Origin of the sequence: Pseudarthrobacter sp. S6, assembly GCF_050156575.1 — a bacterium.
Lineage (GTDB): Bacteria > Actinomycetota > Actinomycetes > Actinomycetales > Micrococcaceae > Arthrobacter.
Genome location: NZ_CP189581.1, coordinates 2,111,009 through 2,126,715 on the forward strand (window position 1 = coordinate 2,111,009; position 15,707 = coordinate 2,126,715).

Sequence of the window (15,707 nt, forward strand, 5' to 3'; positions counted from 1 at the left end):
CTCTACCGTTGTTCTCTGGCGAAGAACGCTGAAACTTTTTTAGGAAGTCATTTTCCCTCTCGACTTCACGCAGCCGGGCTTCCAATGCCCTGTATTTCGCCGGATCCACCGGATCATCGGGTTTGCCCCCGCCCTCCGATTGGCCCTCATGATGCAGCCGCACCCAACGCTTCAGAGCGGTTACGGAAATCCCCAGCTCCGGCGCAACCGAAGCCGGCGAACGTCCCGAGGAAATCACCAGCGCAACGGCATCAGCTTTGAACTCATCGGAATAGGTTGGTCGAGCAGACATGGGCACAATCCTTTCAAACTGTGTCTCACATCAGTAGTACACCTCACCCCGTTTCCTCGTCCAGATCGATGGCCTCGACGACCGTTTTCTCGACACCGAGCAGAGTTCGCCATAGTCTTGCATTTCGCACGCCGTTTTCCCGTCTGAAAGTTTCTGTTCCTTGAACAGTCAGAAACCTAGACAGGAAGCGGCGTGCGTTCGTTAAGGCGCGCTGAAAACGCCCACGGAAGAGTCAGGAGAGCCAAAATTTGATGAGGAAACCAAGGCCCGCGTGGTGCGGATGTATCTCGAGCGCCGGGGTGAAGTTGCCGGCGAGTCGGAAACGGCCGCCCGGAAGCACGTAGGTGCCCTGTTGGGCGTCAGCGCGGACACGATGCGGCCCTGGATCGTCCAGCACGAGATCGAGACCGGTTCCAGGCCCGGGGCGACGGTGGCGGAGAACGACGAAGTGAAGAAGCTGCGGCGCGAGAACGCCGAGCTGCGCCGGGCCAACGCGATCCTGAAGGCGGCCTCGGCTTTCTTCGCGGCCGAGATCGACCGGCCACACACCAGATAGTTGCCTTCATTACGGCCCACAAGGACCGTAAAGACGCCAAAGGCCTGCGATGGGGCGTCGAACCGATCTGCGCCGTGCTCACCGAGCACGGGACCAGGATTGCCCCGTCGACTTACTACGCCGCCATCAAGCGCGGCGTGTCCAAACGCGAACTCTCAGACAGGAAAATGATCGACATCATCAAGACCATCCATAAAGCCAATTTCAGCGTCTACGGTGTCCGTAAAATGTGGAAGAAGCTCCTGCGTGAAGGCCACGAGATCGGCCGGGACCGGGTCGGACGGCTGATGCGTGCCGCAGGGCTGCGGGGTGTGCTGCGCGGCGGACACAAGACCTTCACCACCCGCCGTGATGACCTGGCGGCAAGGTTCCCGGACCGGGTGAAACGCCAGTGGAATACCGGCGTCCAGGACAGGATCTGGGTCGCAGATTTTACGTATGTCTGGACGTACGCGGGGTTCTGCTATGTGTCTTTCGTCACGGACGCGGCGTCACGGCGGATCCTGGGCTGGAAGGCCTCGATGAGCAAAGAGACGCCCCTCGTCACTGATGCCCTCCAACAGGCCCTGTCGGTGCGCCGGCGTACCGACAGCGAGTTCACCGCGACCGGGCTGATACACCACAGCGACGCCGGGTCACAGTACACCTCCGTCATGCTCACCGAGCATCTGGTCGCTGCGGGCATGGAGGGCTCAATCGGTACCGTGGGGGACGCGTACGACAATGCCCTGATGGAATCGACCATCGGACTGTACAAGACCGAACTGATCGATTTCGACCGCTTCACCACCTGGAAATCACGCCAGCACGTCGAGTCCGAAACGGCCCGCTGGGTCCATTGGTGCAACACCGAACGGCTGCACACAAGCATCGGGGACATTCCGCCAACGGAATTTGAAACCACCCATCAACAAACGTGTATTCTGTCAACGCAGACTGCATAAACGAAGTCTCCATCAAACCCAGCGCGGTTCATGCAGCCACTCGGTGAAAGCGGCAACACGCTCGGACTCTGATGCGTAGGGTTTGGCGTAGGCCCATTCATCGAGCATGGTGCGGTTGTAGCGCTCAACTTTTCCGTTGGTCTGTGGCCGGTAGGGGCGGGTGCGTTTGTGCTTGATGTCCGGGCCCAGTGCGTCCTTGAATGCGTAGGAGCGGTAGCAGGAGCCGTTGTCGGTCAGCACCCGTTTCACGGTGATTCCGCAGGCTTCGAAGTAGGCGTTGGCGCGTTCCCAGAACCCGGCCGCGGTTTCCTTCTTCTCATCGGCCAGGATCTCGGTGTAGGCCAGTCGGGAGTGGTCATCGACCGCGTTGTGCAGGAAGGCGTAGCCCGGTCGCCGGTTCATTGCCGTGCCGGTCTTGTTCCGATTGCCTGCGGCCCTGCCCACCGTGCGGTGTCCGCCGCCTTCAGGGATCCGCCCGAGTTTCTTGATGTCGACGTGGACCAGCTCTCCGGGGCTGTGGTGTTCATAGCGGCGGATCACCCTGCCCGTGGCACGGTCCAGCCAGGACAGCCTTGCCAGCCCGAACCTGGAGAGGACCCGGTGCACCGTGGAGGGGTGGATGCCCAGCAGGTAACCGATCCTGGCAGGTCCCCACCGGCGGTTGATCCGGAGTGCGATGATCCGTCGCTCCCGCCGCACGGACGTCCGGCCCGGGGAGCTGACGGGCCGGCTGGACCGGTCATTCATCCCGTGCTCGCCGTGATCCCGGTAGCGGCCAGCCCACCGCGCCGCGGTCGTCACCGAGACTTGGAACCGTTCAGCTGCCCGGCGCAGCGGCCACCCGTCATCGACGATGCACTGAGCCAGCCGGAGCCTGCCCTTGGGCGTCAGGATGGCGTTAGCATGGGACATTGAAGACCTCCTTGTGGATCGGACTCTTAGACAAGCCCCACTCCACTCGGAGGTCTTCTTTTTGTCACCTAACCACGCCGAACGTTCCTAACGTCCGTGGTCAATACAGCTAGGCGTTGGCCGTCACCATTGCTGTGCCCACGAGACGGGCAGCGCGTAACTTTTCCGGCCCCGCGTTCGATTACCTGTGCGCTGGCCACAGCTCACTCAGTGGAGCAGGCGACCGGACCCGACGATGAAGGAACCCACGACGTGAACTTTTCCAGACGTAATTTCCTGGGCGTGGCAGGCACTGCTGCCGCCACCGCCTTAGCCACGGGCAGCACATTGCGGGCCGCGGATGCTGCCACACCGGCGCTGCCGGCCGCGGGTGCTTCCGGGATCGAGCACATCATCGTGGTGATGATGGAGAACCGCTCCTTCGACCACTTCCTTGGCTGGATGCCGGGCGCCGACGGGAAACAGTCCGGACTGAGCTACACGGACCGCTACGGCATCCCGCACACCACCCACCACCTGACGGATTTCCAGGGCTGCGGCCACCCGGACCCGGACCACTCGTACGAGGGCGGCCGGATCCAGTACAACAACGGCAAGAACAACGGCTGGCTCCGGGCGGGTAAAAATGACGAATTCGCCGTCGGCTACTACGACGCCGCGGACCTCGACTTCTGGCGCCAAGCCGGCCCGGATTGGACGGTCTGTGACCGGTACTTCGCCGCCACGATGGCCGAAACCTATCCGAACCGGTTCTACCAGCACGCGGCCGCCACCGACCGGCTGCACAACTCCACGGTCACGTCCACGCTCCCGACCATCTGGGACCGGCTGGCCGCTGCCGGAGTCTCCGGCAAGTACTACTACGGCGACATCCCCTTCACCGCACTCTGGGGCACCAAGTACCTAGACATATCGCACCACTACGCCGAATTCCTCGCCGACGCCAGCGCAGGCAGGCTGCCCGCTGTGTCCTTCGTGGATCCTCGCTTCACCGAGGAAGGCTCCGGCACCTCCGGGGATGACCACCCGCACGCGGACATCCGCTCCGGAGAGACCTTCCTCGCAGAGGTCTACAACGCGGTGACGACCGGCCCGGGCTGGGCCAACACCCTGCTGGTCATCAACTACGACGAGTGGGGCGGGTTCTACGACCACATCGCACCGGGCACGGCCCCGGACACGAGCCCGGACACGGCCCTGCGCGGCTTCCGGGTACCGTCCGTGGTCATCTCCCCGCGCGCCCGACGCCGGCACATCGCCCACGACGTCTATGACCACACCTCCGTGCTCAAAGCCATCGAATGGCGGTGGAACCTGCCAGCCCTGACACCCCGGGACAAGGCCGCCCGCAACATCGCCGAAGTCCTGGACTTCGGCACACCCGCCAATCTCGCAGCGCCCAAATATCTTGTCCCGCCGTTCGTCGCCGGGCCGGCCTGCACCCCTGTGGGCCCGCCCCCGGAAGAGGAATGGTCCGGCCTGAAACAGAAAGCACTCGCCGACGGATGGAAACTCGCGTGAACACCACCACAGATCACACGACGACGACCTCCGGATCCCGCAAGCGGGCCCGCCGGTTGGCTCTGCGGGCCTCCGCCGCGGCCATTGTCCTGCTCGCCGCGGCGGCGATCGGCTACGGACCGGCCCAGCCCTCCGCCACAGCCGGCGCTCCGACAGCCACTACCGCTGGCCAGGGCTACCTGCCCGGGGCGAAGCATGTCTTCGTCATCAACCTCGAAAATAAAGGCTACGACGAGACGTGGGGTCCGGCGTCAGCCGCCCCGTTCCTGTCCAAGACGCTCAGGGGCCAGGGGGTGCTGCTGAACCAGTACTTCGGCACGGCCCACAACTCCCAGCCGAATTACGTCGCCCAGATTTCCGGCCAGGGGCCCAACCCCCAGATGCAGGCCGACTGCCAGAACTACTCACCGTTTGTCGGAAGTGGCACGGCAAGTCCTGGCCAGGCCGTCGGCGACGGCTGCGTCTTCCCCGCCAGCGTCCCCACAGTGGCCGGCCAGCTGACCGGAGCCGGCAAGACGTGGAAGGGCTACATGGAAGACATGGGAACCCCTTGCCGGCACCCCGCCGTCGGCGCAGTAGACGACACCCAGAAGGCAAAAGTCGGCGACCAATACGCGGCCCGCCATAACCCCTTTGTCTACTTCGCCGGGATCACCGACTCACCGGACTGCGCTAAGAACGACGTCGACCTCAGCACCCTGAAAACGGACCTCGCCTCCGCCGCCACCACCCCTAATCTGTCCATGATCACCCCGAACCTCTGCCACGACGGCCACGACGCCCCCTGCGTGGACGGACAGCCTGGCGGCCTCAAGAGCGCCGACGAGTGGCTCAACCATTGGGTTCCGGCCATCACCTCCTCCCCGGCATTCAAACAGGACGGCGTCCTTGTGATCACCTTCGACGAATCGGACGGACCCCCGTCCGATGCAACCGCCTGCTGCGGGGAGGGTCCCGGGCCGAATTCGCCACTGCCTGGTATTACCGGGATGGGCGGCGGCCGCGTCGGAGCCCTTGTCCTCTCCCCGTTCACCAAAGGCGGGACCTGGTCCACCACCCCGTACAACCACTACAGCCTGCTGGCCAGCATCGAAGACACCTTCGGACTGCCCTACCTCGGCTACGCCGGCACGCCAGGACTGAACCGCTTCGGACTCGACGTGTACAACGCCAAGGTCTAGGACGAGTAACAGAATAAACGTAAGTGCCCGGCAGGTGTCCAAATCACCGGCCGGGCGTTTTTCGCGGCTACGAGCTACACACGGCCAGCGTCAGTGCCGCGCCACGTCTACTACAGGGAAGGTAGGACTCCGCGTCCTAGGAAAAGCAGGGACAGGAAAACCTGCTGACAACGCCGCGCGAGGTGCGTAACGTCCGATGGGGTAGTCCGCAGGAAACCGGTTCCCGCCGAGCGACCTGCAGGGCCGGCTGGCGAGCGTTTTGCACGAGGCTGCGTGGGCAATTCGGCCCGCCCCACCGGCTGTACCGAGTCCCGATGGGGCGGCCGCCGCGGGATGTCGAGCTTGATGGAGAAGTAAGGGAGTAGTCATGAGAATTGCAGTGACAGGCGGAAGCGGAAAACTGGGACGGCATGTGGTCCGCAGGCTGACCGACGACGGCCACCAGGTGCTGAACCTGGACCGGGTCGGGGACAGGAGTCCTGGGCTGGCCGTCGTGGACTTGCGCAATTATGGACAGGTGCTCGATGTGCTCCTCGGTCTGGACGACAGGCACAAGGGGTTCGACGCCGTTGTCCACCTGGGTGCAGTTCCCGCGCCCGGCATCATTCCGGATGCCGCCACGTTCGAGAACAATATGCTCTCCAGCTACAACGTCTTCCAGGCGTGCCGGCGGGCCGGGATCAAGAAGGTGGTTTACGCCTCCAGCGAGACGGTGCTGGGACTGCCGTTCGACGTCGACCCTCCCTACATCCCGGTGGATGAGGAATACCCGGCCCGTCCGGAAAGCACCTACTCACTCGTGAAGCATCTTGAGGAGCAGATGGCGGTCCAGCTGACGCGGTGGGATCCGGAGCTGAGCATCACGGGCCTGCGGTTCTCCAACGTCATGGACCCTGAGGACTACGAACGGTTCCCGTCGTTCGATGCGGACGCCAGTGCGCGGAAATGGAACCTCTGGGGCTACATCGACGGGCGCGACGGCGCGCAGGCTGTGGCGCGTGCGCTGGAACACGGCCAGCCCGGATTCCAGGCTTTCATCATCGCGAACGCGGACACCGTCATGACCCGTTCCAGCGTCAGCCTTGCCGCCGAGGTGTTCCCCAACGTCACCGTAACCAAGGAGCTGGGCGAACACGAGACCATGTTGTCGATCGACAAAGCCCGGCGCCTGCTGGGATTCGAGCCTGAACACACCTGGCGGACCTACCACTCCAACCGCACCACCCCCACCGAGAACTGAGGAGCATCATGCAGTACCGCACACTGGGCAACAGCGGCGCCGTGGTTTCGAACTACGCGCTGGGAACCATGACGTTCGGGGCCGAGGCCACCGAGGAAACGTCCCACGCCATCCTGGATAGCTATGTTGCCGCCGGCGGCAACTTCATCGACACCGCTGACGTTTACAGCACCGGTGTATCGGAGGAAATCATCGGACGCTGGCTCGCGCGGCGGCCCGAAGCCAAGGACAGCGTGGTACTGGCCACCAAGGGACGCTTCCCCATGGGCGAGGCCCCGAACAACGTCGGCACGTCCCGCCGCCACCTGACCCGGGCCTTGGATGATTCCCTCCGCCGCCTGGGAGTGGAGCAGATTGACCTCTACCAGATGCACGCATGGGACCCCATCACACCGCTGGAGGAGACGCTCCGCTTCCTGCACGACTCCGTCAGCAATGGCAAGATCGCCTACTACGGTTTCTCCAACTTCCTGGGGTGGCAGCTGACCAAGGCGATCCACCTGGCCAAAGCCCACGGCTGGAGCGCCCCCGTAACCCTGCAACCGCAGTACAGCCTGCTGGTCCGCGAGATCGAGTCGGAGATCGTCCCAGCCTCCTTGGACGCGAACATCGGCCTGCTGCCGTGGTCGCCCCTGGGTGGCGGCTGGCTGTCCGGCAAGTACAAGCGCGACGAGCCGCCCGCCGGTGCGACCCGGCTCGGCGAGAACCCCAACCGAGGCATGGAAGCGTGGCAGGCCCGCAACGACGACCCCCGCACCTGGGACGTTATCGGAACAGTGGAAAAGACTGCCGCTGACCACGGTGTGAGCGCCTCGCAAGTGGCCCTGGCCTGGCTGGCGGACCGGCCCGCGGTGACGTCCGTGATCCTGGGCGCCCGCAACATCGACCAACTGGCAGACAACCTCGCCGCGGCGGACCTCGAACTGACCCCCGAGGAAACAGAGCGGCTGACCCAAGCCAGCCAGCCGCGCGTCGGAGTGTATCCCTACGGCCCCATGGCACATGAACAGCGCAGCCGGAAGATCCAAGGCGGCAGGTAGGCGGGGTCTTCGGCCACCCGTCTGATCGGAAAGTTATGCAGAGGCATGACCCATTGTTACAGGCAACTCTCAGTTGTCTTCCTCCAATGAAGAGGGGGCCGAACGGGGATCAGAAGTTGCCCGCACCATCGAAGGTACACTCCGAGCACCCCCCAAGAAACACGGCGAGTCGTGTCTCTTACACCGAGCCCGTGAGCCGGCGCCTTACCGGACTTGCATACGTCCGGTAAGGGATCCTTCACCGCGACACGAGGTGAGTCCGTTCACAGCCAATATGCAGTTTTCGCGCACCCGCGCTTCCGAGAAAAGAACTACGCCTCGACGAGAATCACCAAGGTCTCGGGCAGCACGCCGTCATACGCCATCGCCTCGGCCCCTGCCTCGGATTGCATCAAGGCCATGACCGCATCCATGTCGGCAACGTCCATCAGCACCGCCACTTGCGTCGGGTTCTGTGGGTTGACGAACGTCCGGATGTTGGTGACGCCGAGGGGTCCGAAGATCTCTTCGCGTTTCGGTGAGGCAAGCCAATGATCCTTGTCCTTCACATCGTGGTGGCCGATCACGGTTGGCATAGCGCGTCCTCTCGACGAGGGGCCAGCGGTCCGCAGGCCCACTGCGCAGAACGCTACTGCTCGTTCCACACCCAGGCAAGGCCTTTCGTGGCCGCATCTCTCTCGGTCAGCGGGCTGCCGCAAAAGGTTCGGCTACGGGCGGCCGAGGGGTGACATTTATCGCTGCGATTCACATTGCACGCAAATCCCAGCGAATAGCGCGAATCCGCGGAGAGCGGACCGATTTCAGCTCCCCGGCTATTCGGTTATAAAGGAAATCTGTTAGTATCGTCGGTAATAACAAGACTTTGTAAGTACCGAGTAGCCGGGGAGTCCCCTATCAAAAACCCATACCGTCCCGGAGCGGCCAACACGCCACTCTTTCTTGCAGGACGTGAAAGTCAGGAAAGAATCCTACGGGCGATACTCAGGGGAGCCCCCGAGATCCCGGCCAACTATCGCATTACAGGGCTCCGCGGTGTGGGGAAAACCGTGTTGCTCAAGCACTTCGAAGAAGTCACGAAAGGGGAGCTCAACTGGGCCGTCGGCAGACTGCAGTTAGAGCCTCGACACAATCGCGAAGACGCCATCGTCGGAGTGCTCCACGACCTCCTCCTAGACGTTCAGGCTCAGGTATCACGGACCGAGAGTCTTCGCCAGAAGACGGAGGCCGTTATCAGTGGCGCGCGATCCCTGGCGACCATGACATTTGAAGAAGTCACCGTCTCGCTGGGCGGAGCGGCAAATTCGAAGGAATCCAACCTGGCGGCCGACCTTCTGGAAACGGCTCGGATCGCCGTAAAATCCGGAAGGGTCGGTCTTGTGCTGATGCTCGACGAGGCGCAGGTCCTCGTGGACGACAAGGACCGCGACGGACAGCATCCGCTGTCACTGCTCGTCGCCGCAGTCAACACACTCCAGGAGCAGCAGGTGCCGATTGCACTCGTGCTTTGCGGACTGCCGACCTTGATCGCGAACCTACTCAAGGCTCGAACCTATAGCGAGCGGATGTTCCGCGGGGAAGAAGTGGGTCGCCTGACACGGGACCAGACCCGTGAAGCGTTCCTTCGGCCACTGGATGGCACCGGCAAAGAGGCCAACGATGAGCTCCTTAAGGCCGTGATCGACGATGTTGAAGGCTATCCGTACTTCGTGCAGCTGTGGGGTGCCGAGCTCTGGGACGATGCCGTCGACACTTCATCGGACGTCCTGACAGCGGACCTGTTGAAAGGTCTCCGCGAGGCGATCTTCAAACGTTTGGACCACGATTTCTACTCACCCCGGCTGGACTCCCTGACCCCCGCCGAGCAGGACCTCCTCCTCCTCACCGGCGATTGCGATTACCCGCCGCTGCGGACGGCTGACATACACAGGGTTACTTCCCGCAAACAGGGCAACGTCAACGTCCTGATGGGCAGGCTAGCGGACCAAGGTGTGATTTACCGGCTACAAAAGGGCCTCTACGAATACACAGCGCCCAAGTTTCATGAGTACCTGATTCGCCGCAAGTCCCGTACAACCTGGACATAGTCTCGGCGTGCGTCGGGCAATCTAGACTGGCCCTGAGCGATGAATGGTGCGGGTCGCCAGAGGTTGGCATTACCACCAAGGGGCCATCTAGCCCACAACGCTGCAGGCATCCCGAAAGCGCCGTTCGGCCAGTCTGTATTCATCTTAGAGCGGGTTCGCCTCACCGGCGTTGCCGTCGGCCACCAACACCTTGAGGTAGTCAGCGACGATTTGTATATCGCTCTTCAAGGCTTCTGGGGATCTGGAGGCGAGATCGGCATATTTCCCAGTTGCCGTGTTACGCGATTCTTGGGACATGCCCGCTGGACCACCGGAAAAAGATGCAGCCAGAGCCTTGAATTCTTTGCACGTGTCCGCAGCGCTCTTCGGTGCGGAACACCCTCCGAGGAAAACCGCTCCTACAACGATCATGACTGGTGCGAGTGACTTCATGTTTCCCCCAAGGAAATCGATCAACGGCGAACGTCCAGCGTAAGCGTACCGTAGCGATAGATGCGGTCGTGCGCGGCCGCGTGCCCTATCAGGAAGCGCTTCTCCCGCCCCAAATGAGGTCAACCAGCCGGGTTATCCTCAGGGTCGTTGCTGGTTAGTTCCAGCTTTTTATCGCTGCGATTCACAGGCCTCGTTCACGCCATTCCCCAGCGGAGTGTCCCGCAGAAGGTTACATCCGAGGGCGGCTGACTCCCTTCGGGATTAATGAGGCTGTGGTTGCGGACAATGGTATTCGGGTTCGCCAGCATCTCAAGATTTACGCAATTTATCGCATCGATGGAAAAATTTCTTCCGTCTGGGCACTGTTGTTCCTATCGTGTTTGCAAGGACGACGATGTCCTTTCATTGAGCGGTAGGGGGCCACCGATCGAGAACACGGTGTTGCACAATATGGAGATGCGGGGAGTCCGACTGACGGTCGGGATTGCAGGCTCTTTTGGGATTCTGCATTACGCGGTTCTCGCGTTTACTGCCACCCGTCCCACTGCCGACAGGCAGCCGAACGTCGAGCAGTGGCCTTTGCTGACTGAGGATCTGCTGGGACGTGGGTTTAGGCCCGCGCGCAATGCTGATATTGAGGACATCGTTCTTAAAGCCCAGCCAGCTGACGACAGCATCCAGTGCCGGGCTTCTGCCGAGGGACTCGTTTCATTGCTGGTCGACAACAGCCTCGTGTGGTCACGTGTATTCAACCCGGAGGACCCGGAGACCGCCCTCTGGCTCAAAGCTGCGCGAACCAACGGAGTAACTATCATCAGCGGCGACCATCTCCGGAGCGCTGAGATCGGGGTCGATTGCGCCGCAACCATGGAGTCCCTAGCGATGGCCAAGGTTCCTACTGCGTGGACCCGTTAGCCGGACAAGCTGAACGAAAGCCCGGGAATCTTCGGGCTGCCAGTACTGCAAATGCCAAAGTAGATGAAAGTTGTTCGGGTATTCCTTTTTGACATGGCGCATCGAAGCCGGGAAGGAGCCCGGGAGGCCGCGACGGTCATTCTCAGGGCTGGCCAAATCTGCTGAATGATCGCGAGATGGCCTGGACTGAGTATTTGAGGCTTTGAGCACCGCCCAATCGTGCGGTTCAGCACCACCGATCGTGCGAGAGAGCGCCAGTGGTGGTGTGGCTGGGAGCCACTGACGCTCTCCGTCATCGATTACGCGCTGGCCAGCGCGGTGTGCTCCCTCATGTTGTAGGTGCCCGTCTCAACCCAGATCGTGTTGTGGATGATCCGGTCCATGATCGCGTCCGCATGAACACCGGAGCCGAGCCGCTGGTGCCAGTCCTTCTGCGAATACTGGGTGCAGAACACCGTCGACGTTTCGCCGTAACGGCGCTCCATCAGCTCCAGCAGCATGGTGCGCATCGACTCCGTCGGCCGGTCCAGCAACCACTCGTCAATAACGAGCAACGTGAATGCGGCGTATTTGCGCAGGAACTTCCCGGCCCCGCCGGGGGTGTCTTGGGCGGCGACCCAGGCTTCCTCGAGGTCGGGCATGCGGACGTAGTGGGCGCGGATGCGGTGCTCGCAGGCGCGTTTACCAATCGCGCATCCCAGATACGACTTCCCCGACCCGGTGAACCCCTGGAAGACGACGTTCTGCTGCCGGGCCACGAACGAGCAGGTGCCGAGCTGGGTCAGCAGCTGCCGGTTCAGGCCGCGTTCGTCGAGCAGGTCGATGCGACGCAAATCCGCGTTCGGATAACGCAGCCCCGCCCGTCGGATCAGCCCGGCGACCTTGGTGTGCGTGAAGGTGGAGTAGGCGTCATCGACGACCAACCTCACTCGCTCTTCGAACGACAGACTGATCGACAGCGTCTCGTCCTGGGTATCGATCGCCTCCAGCAGCTCGCCTGCGTTCATCTCCCGCAGCTTGCGTTTGGTCTCCCCGTCCAAGCGGTTCAACGGGTCACTCCGGCGTAGTAGGCGCCGCCGCGGACGTAACCGCCATCATCGCACTCAGGCTCCTCCGAGACGTGGCCGGTCTTGTCCTGCCCGGTATCGAGAATCGGTCTCAGGTGTGCATACCGCGGGGAGCGGATCGGCCCTCGCAGCGCGAGCTGACAGGCGGCTTCCACCCGGGCTGGTGAGAACTTACGCGACAGGCGCAGGACCGCCAGGGCCGGGTCGTAGCCGGCCTCCTCGATGGAGGCTGCCTCGAAGATCTTGCCGATCACCGTCACCGTGGCCGGGCCCATCCGGGCACCCCAGTCGTCAATCCGGGCCCGGTCCCAGGCCTGGAAGCTGCGCCCCTCGGGCAGGTCCGCATCGTTCGTCTGATACTGATTCACCGTGCTTGCCGACAGCAGCAGGTGGCTGGTCAGACGCTCATCACCCCGATAGACCTCCAGCATCGTGTCCGTGACGCGAAGGTCAACGAGGGAGCCGATGTGACTGAAGGGGACGGAGTAGAAGTTCTTCGCCCAGACCACGTGGGCGTTCTTGTTCACCTTGCGCCGGTAGGACCACGTGCTGATCTCGAACGGGGCTGCCGGCAGCGGTTGCATCAGCGGCAGCTCCTCGGTGGTGAAGACGCTCAGCCGGGACCCGGCGCGTTTCTGGAACGGTTGCCGGTTATAGGCATCCATCTGCTCATAGACCCGGGTGCGCAACTGCGCCAGAGATGTGAACTGCTCGTGCCTGAGCCCCGCGATGACCCAGGTCGCGACATGAGAGACCGTGTTCTCGACGCTCGCCTTGTCTTTCGGAGCCCGAACTCTGCCCGGTAATACCGCGGCCGAATAGTGCGCCGCCATCTCGCGGTAAGCGTCGTTGAGAACGACCTCTCCCTCGCGGGGGTGGGAGATCACCCCGGTCTTCAGGTTGTCGGGAACCAGGCGCGGGACGCTGCCGCCGAAGAATGCGAACATCGCCGCATGGGCGCGTAGCCACGACTCCTGCCGCATATCCAGGCTCGCTTCCACGAACGCATACCGGCTGAAGGGCAGGCAGGCGACGAACAAATACACCTTCGAGATCTCACCCGTACTCGGATCCAGCAGCTGCATCGTGGGCCCGGACCAGTCGACCTCGATGCTGCGGCCGGCCTTATGACCAACCCGGGACGACGCCCCGGTCACGGCGGCGTGCTCGCCGTAGAGCCGGCAGAACCGGTCATAACTCATCACTGCCTGTCCTGCGCGAGAAAACGCGTCGACATACTCCTGGTGCAGCAGCTTCAACGTCACCCCCACCCTGGCCAGCTCGGTGTGCACCCGAGGCCAGTCCGGCTGCGCAAAGACACTCTCACGGACGCCACGGCCGGGAAACAACGCCGCATACACCGCGGCCTCCGACAGCTCGGCGACGTCATCCCAACCGAGACCTGCCAGCTCCGCCGCATCGAGGACCGCCTGAATGCTGTGACGGGATATCCCATGAGCGGACTCAATTGCTCTTCGCGACAGGCTTTGATTACGCAGCTGCAACACCAGCTTCGCTTTGATCTTCCGTACCATTACCGGTACTCCTTCCACCATGTGTCCGTCACATGGTGGAAGGAGCTTTACAGGCGGTGCTCAACCACACCAACAGTGGTGCTCAACCACACCAGTCGCGCTACCGGACGATGGCGCTCACCCGCACCACAGGTGGAGCCCACACAAGCCAATATTCACTGGACGGGGTAAGCCGTCAGCCGGATATTCCCGGCAGCAATTAGAAGGATCCCCACCGTGGTCAGCAGCCCTATGAACATCAGCAGCGCAACGACCAATGTTTCCCCGGAGGTCAAGGAAAAACTTAACGTGTCCGCATCAAGGGGCATCGGGGGGTGCAGGGTCACTGCTTTTCTGCCCAACGTTCGTGGGCGGACTGGCGGCTGGTGCCGACGGCGCGGCCTATGTCGGCCCAAGATGCTCCGGCCGCCTTGGCCGCTGCCCTACGTGTCAGGCTGGAACGGTACCAGGGGCTCGTAGCAAGTCCGTTTAATCGCGTGGGGCGAGAGCCAGGAATCCAGTCATCATGTCCAGTCCAGTTTTGAGTGCAGTACGCGAAGATAGTGCTGTGAGTAGTAGTAGTAGTAGTAGTAGTAGTAGTAGTAGTAGTAGTAGTAGTAGTAGTTCTGGGCCGCGGGCCGGCGGGCCGCGGCCTCGCCGGTCATTCACCCCGGCCCAGAAGCTCGAGTTCTTGGCGGCATATGAGAATGCCTGCGAGAGCAATGAGGGTGGTGCTTTCCTGCGCACAGAGGGCCTGTACTCGTCGCAGATGACCGAATGGAGGCGGCTGAGGGACGCCGGCGTCCTGGCCGGAAAGAAGGCCGGGGAATCGATCGGGAAACTCTCGGCGGACCAGGCCGAGAACGCGCGTTTGCGCCGCCAGTTAGAGGTGAGCGAGAGCCGGTTGAAGAAGACCGAGGCAGCCCTGGACCTGATGGGAAAACTACAGGCGTTCTTAGAGAGCGCCTCAGAGGATATGCCGGACGAGCCCCGATCCAAGAAACGCTGATGGCAACGTACCGGTCGATGCTGGAACTGAAGATTCCATCACGCCGGGCGGCGGCATTGACCGGCGTTTCCAGGACGACCGCGAACCGCAAACCGGCACCGCCGCGGGACCACCATGCGGTGTTGCCGCAGAACAAGCTCAGCGCCGCTGAGCGGGCGGAGATCCTGGCCGCGCTGAACTCGCTGGAGTTCGTGGACCTGGCACCCATGCAGGTCTATACGAAGCTGCTGGACGAGGGAATCTATCTGGGATCCCTGTCGACCTTCTATCGTGTGCTGGAGGAAAACAAGCAGGTCAAAGAACGCCGCCGGCTGGCTAAGCACCCGCCCCGGACGGTTCCTGAACTGGTCGCCACCGCCCCGGGGCAGGTGTTCACGTGGGATATTACAAAGCTTGCGGGCCCGGTCAGGGGCAAGTACTTCGACTGCTACATGATGATCGATATCCATTCCAGATTCATAGTCGGCGCGCACGTCCACGCCACCGAATCCGGGGCGCTGGCGGTGGAAATGATGAAGGGAATCTTCGGAATCCACGGCATCCCCCAGGTCGTGCACGCGGACCGTGGAACGTCCATGACATCCAAAACCGTCGCCGCGCTGCTCTCGGATCTGGAAGTCACCCGATCCCATTCCAGACCCCGGGTGAGCAATGACAATCCCTACAGCGAGGCGCTGTTCAAGACGCTGAAATACGGTCCGGAATTCCCCGAACGCTTCGCCTCAGTCCACGATGCCGGCGCATTTATCAGCGGGTTCGTGGACTGGTATAACCATCATCACCAGCACTCCGGCATCGGCTTCCACACGCCCGCCAATGTCCATTACGGCCACGCCTCCACCGTGGCCAAGGAACGCTCTGCAACCCTCGCTGCAGCCCGCGCGAGACACCCCGAACGCTTCACCAAGAAAACAGATCCCAAAATCCTCGCACTCCCAGGACCAGCCTGGATCAACCAGCCAAAGGAAATCACCGAACAGTCAGCCGCCTAACTCCCACT

At 62.4% G+C, this 15,707-nt stretch carries 12 protein-coding genes and 2 pseudogenes; 8 read left to right on the forward strand and 6 right to left on the reverse strand.

Features of this window, described 5'->3' with window-relative positions; translation table 11 throughout:
• Positions 1–61 precede the first annotated feature (61 nt).
• Positions 62–292 (reverse strand): annotated as a pseudogene (locus tag ACQCS0_RS10105) (transposase); the annotation flags it as partial.
• A gap of 280 nt (positions 293–572) precedes the next feature.
• Here ACQCS0_RS10105 and ACQCS0_RS10110 point away from each other — a divergent pair.
• Positions 573–1,792 (forward strand): IS3 family transposase gene (locus ACQCS0_RS10110; RefSeq protein ID WP_426940221.1). Its coding sequence is split into 2 segments (ribosomal slippage): positions 573–807 and positions 807–1,792, totalling 1,221 coding nucleotides; the frame shifts between segments, so codons are not numbered across the junction.
• A 30-nt stretch (positions 1,793–1,822) separates the two neighbouring features.
• Here the strand turns inward: ACQCS0_RS10110 and ACQCS0_RS10115 are convergent.
• A pseudogene (locus ACQCS0_RS10115) lies at positions 1,823–2,704 on the reverse strand (IS481 family transposase); the annotation flags it as partial.
• Positions 2,705–2,956: 252 nt separating this feature from the next.
• Here ACQCS0_RS10115 and ACQCS0_RS10120 point away from each other — a divergent pair.
• The 4 genes from ACQCS0_RS10120 (at position 2,957) to ACQCS0_RS10135 (ending at position 7,686) form a co-directional block, all read left to right on the forward strand.
• The gene (locus ACQCS0_RS10120) at positions 2,957–4,225 is read left to right on the forward strand and encodes an alkaline phosphatase family protein (RefSeq protein WP_426939493.1); all 1,269 of its coding nucleotides are present in this window, start codon (positions 2,957–2,959) and stop codon (positions 4,223–4,225) included.
• Complete coding sequence (locus tag ACQCS0_RS10125; RefSeq protein ID WP_426939494.1) at positions 4,222–5,406, forward strand: alkaline phosphatase family protein; 1,185 nt, start codon at positions 4,222–4,224, stop codon at positions 5,404–5,406. Before ACQCS0_RS10120 ends, ACQCS0_RS10125 begins: the two co-directional genes overlap by 4 nt.
• Before the next feature lie 367 nt (positions 5,407–5,773).
• Positions 5,774–6,646, forward strand: a complete 873-nt coding sequence (locus ACQCS0_RS10130; protein WP_426939495.1) for an NAD-dependent epimerase/dehydratase family protein — start codon at positions 5,774–5,776, stop codon at positions 6,644–6,646.
• 8 nt (positions 6,647–6,654) lie between these two features.
• On the forward strand, positions 6,655–7,686 hold the full coding sequence (locus ACQCS0_RS10135; protein WP_426939496.1) for an aldo/keto reductase: 1,032 nt from the start codon (positions 6,655–6,657) through the stop codon (positions 7,684–7,686).
• 311 nt (positions 7,687–7,997) lie between these two features.
• Here ACQCS0_RS10135 and ACQCS0_RS10140 read toward each other — a convergent pair whose 3' ends face one another.
• Entirely contained in the window at positions 7,998–8,261 is a 264-nt protein-coding gene (locus ACQCS0_RS10140; RefSeq protein WP_354156395.1) for a hypothetical protein, read from the reverse strand.
• 681 nt (positions 8,262–8,942) lie between these two features.
• Here ACQCS0_RS10140 and ACQCS0_RS10145 point away from each other — a divergent pair.
• Positions 8,943–9,770, forward strand: coding sequence for a hypothetical protein (locus ACQCS0_RS10145; protein ID WP_354224671.1), 828 nt, complete (start codon positions 8,943–8,945; stop codon positions 9,768–9,770).
• 144 nt (positions 9,771–9,914) lie between these two features.
• Here ACQCS0_RS10145 and ACQCS0_RS10150 read toward each other — a convergent pair whose 3' ends face one another.
• Complete coding sequence (locus ACQCS0_RS10150) at positions 9,915–10,202, reverse strand: hypothetical protein (protein WP_354156393.1); 288 nt, start codon at positions 10,200–10,202, stop codon at positions 9,915–9,917.
• Between the two features lie 285 nt (positions 10,203–10,487).
• On the opposite strand from ACQCS0_RS10150, the gene ACQCS0_RS10155 reads away from it, so the two are divergent.
• Positions 10,488–11,117: a hypothetical protein gene (locus ACQCS0_RS10155; RefSeq protein ID WP_354156392.1), complete on the forward strand. Its 630-nt coding sequence runs from the start codon at positions 10,488–10,490 to the stop codon at positions 11,115–11,117.
• A 299-nt stretch (positions 11,118–11,416) separates the two neighbouring features.
• Here the strand turns inward: ACQCS0_RS10155 and ACQCS0_RS10160 are convergent, their stop codons facing one another.
• Entirely contained in the window at positions 11,417–12,166 is a 750-nt protein-coding gene (locus ACQCS0_RS10160) for an ATP-binding protein (RefSeq protein WP_354156391.1), read from the reverse strand.
• Positions 12,163–13,719, reverse strand: coding sequence for an IS21 family transposase (gene istA / locus ACQCS0_RS10165; protein WP_354156390.1), 1,557 nt, complete (start codon positions 13,717–13,719; stop codon positions 12,163–12,165). Before istA ends, ACQCS0_RS10160 begins: the two co-directional genes overlap by 4 nt.
• A 505-nt stretch (positions 13,720–14,224) precedes the next feature.
• Between istA and ACQCS0_RS10170 the strand changes: the two genes are divergently transcribed.
• Positions 14,225–15,699, forward strand: a protein-coding gene (locus ACQCS0_RS10170) for an IS3 family transposase (RefSeq protein ID WP_426939766.1) whose coding sequence is annotated in 2 segments (ribosomal slippage) — positions 14,225–14,642 and positions 14,642–15,699 — 1,476 coding nt in all. Because the reading frame shifts where the segments join, the coding sequence is not laid out codon by codon here.
• The last annotated feature ends 8 nt before the right edge of the window (positions 15,700–15,707 follow it).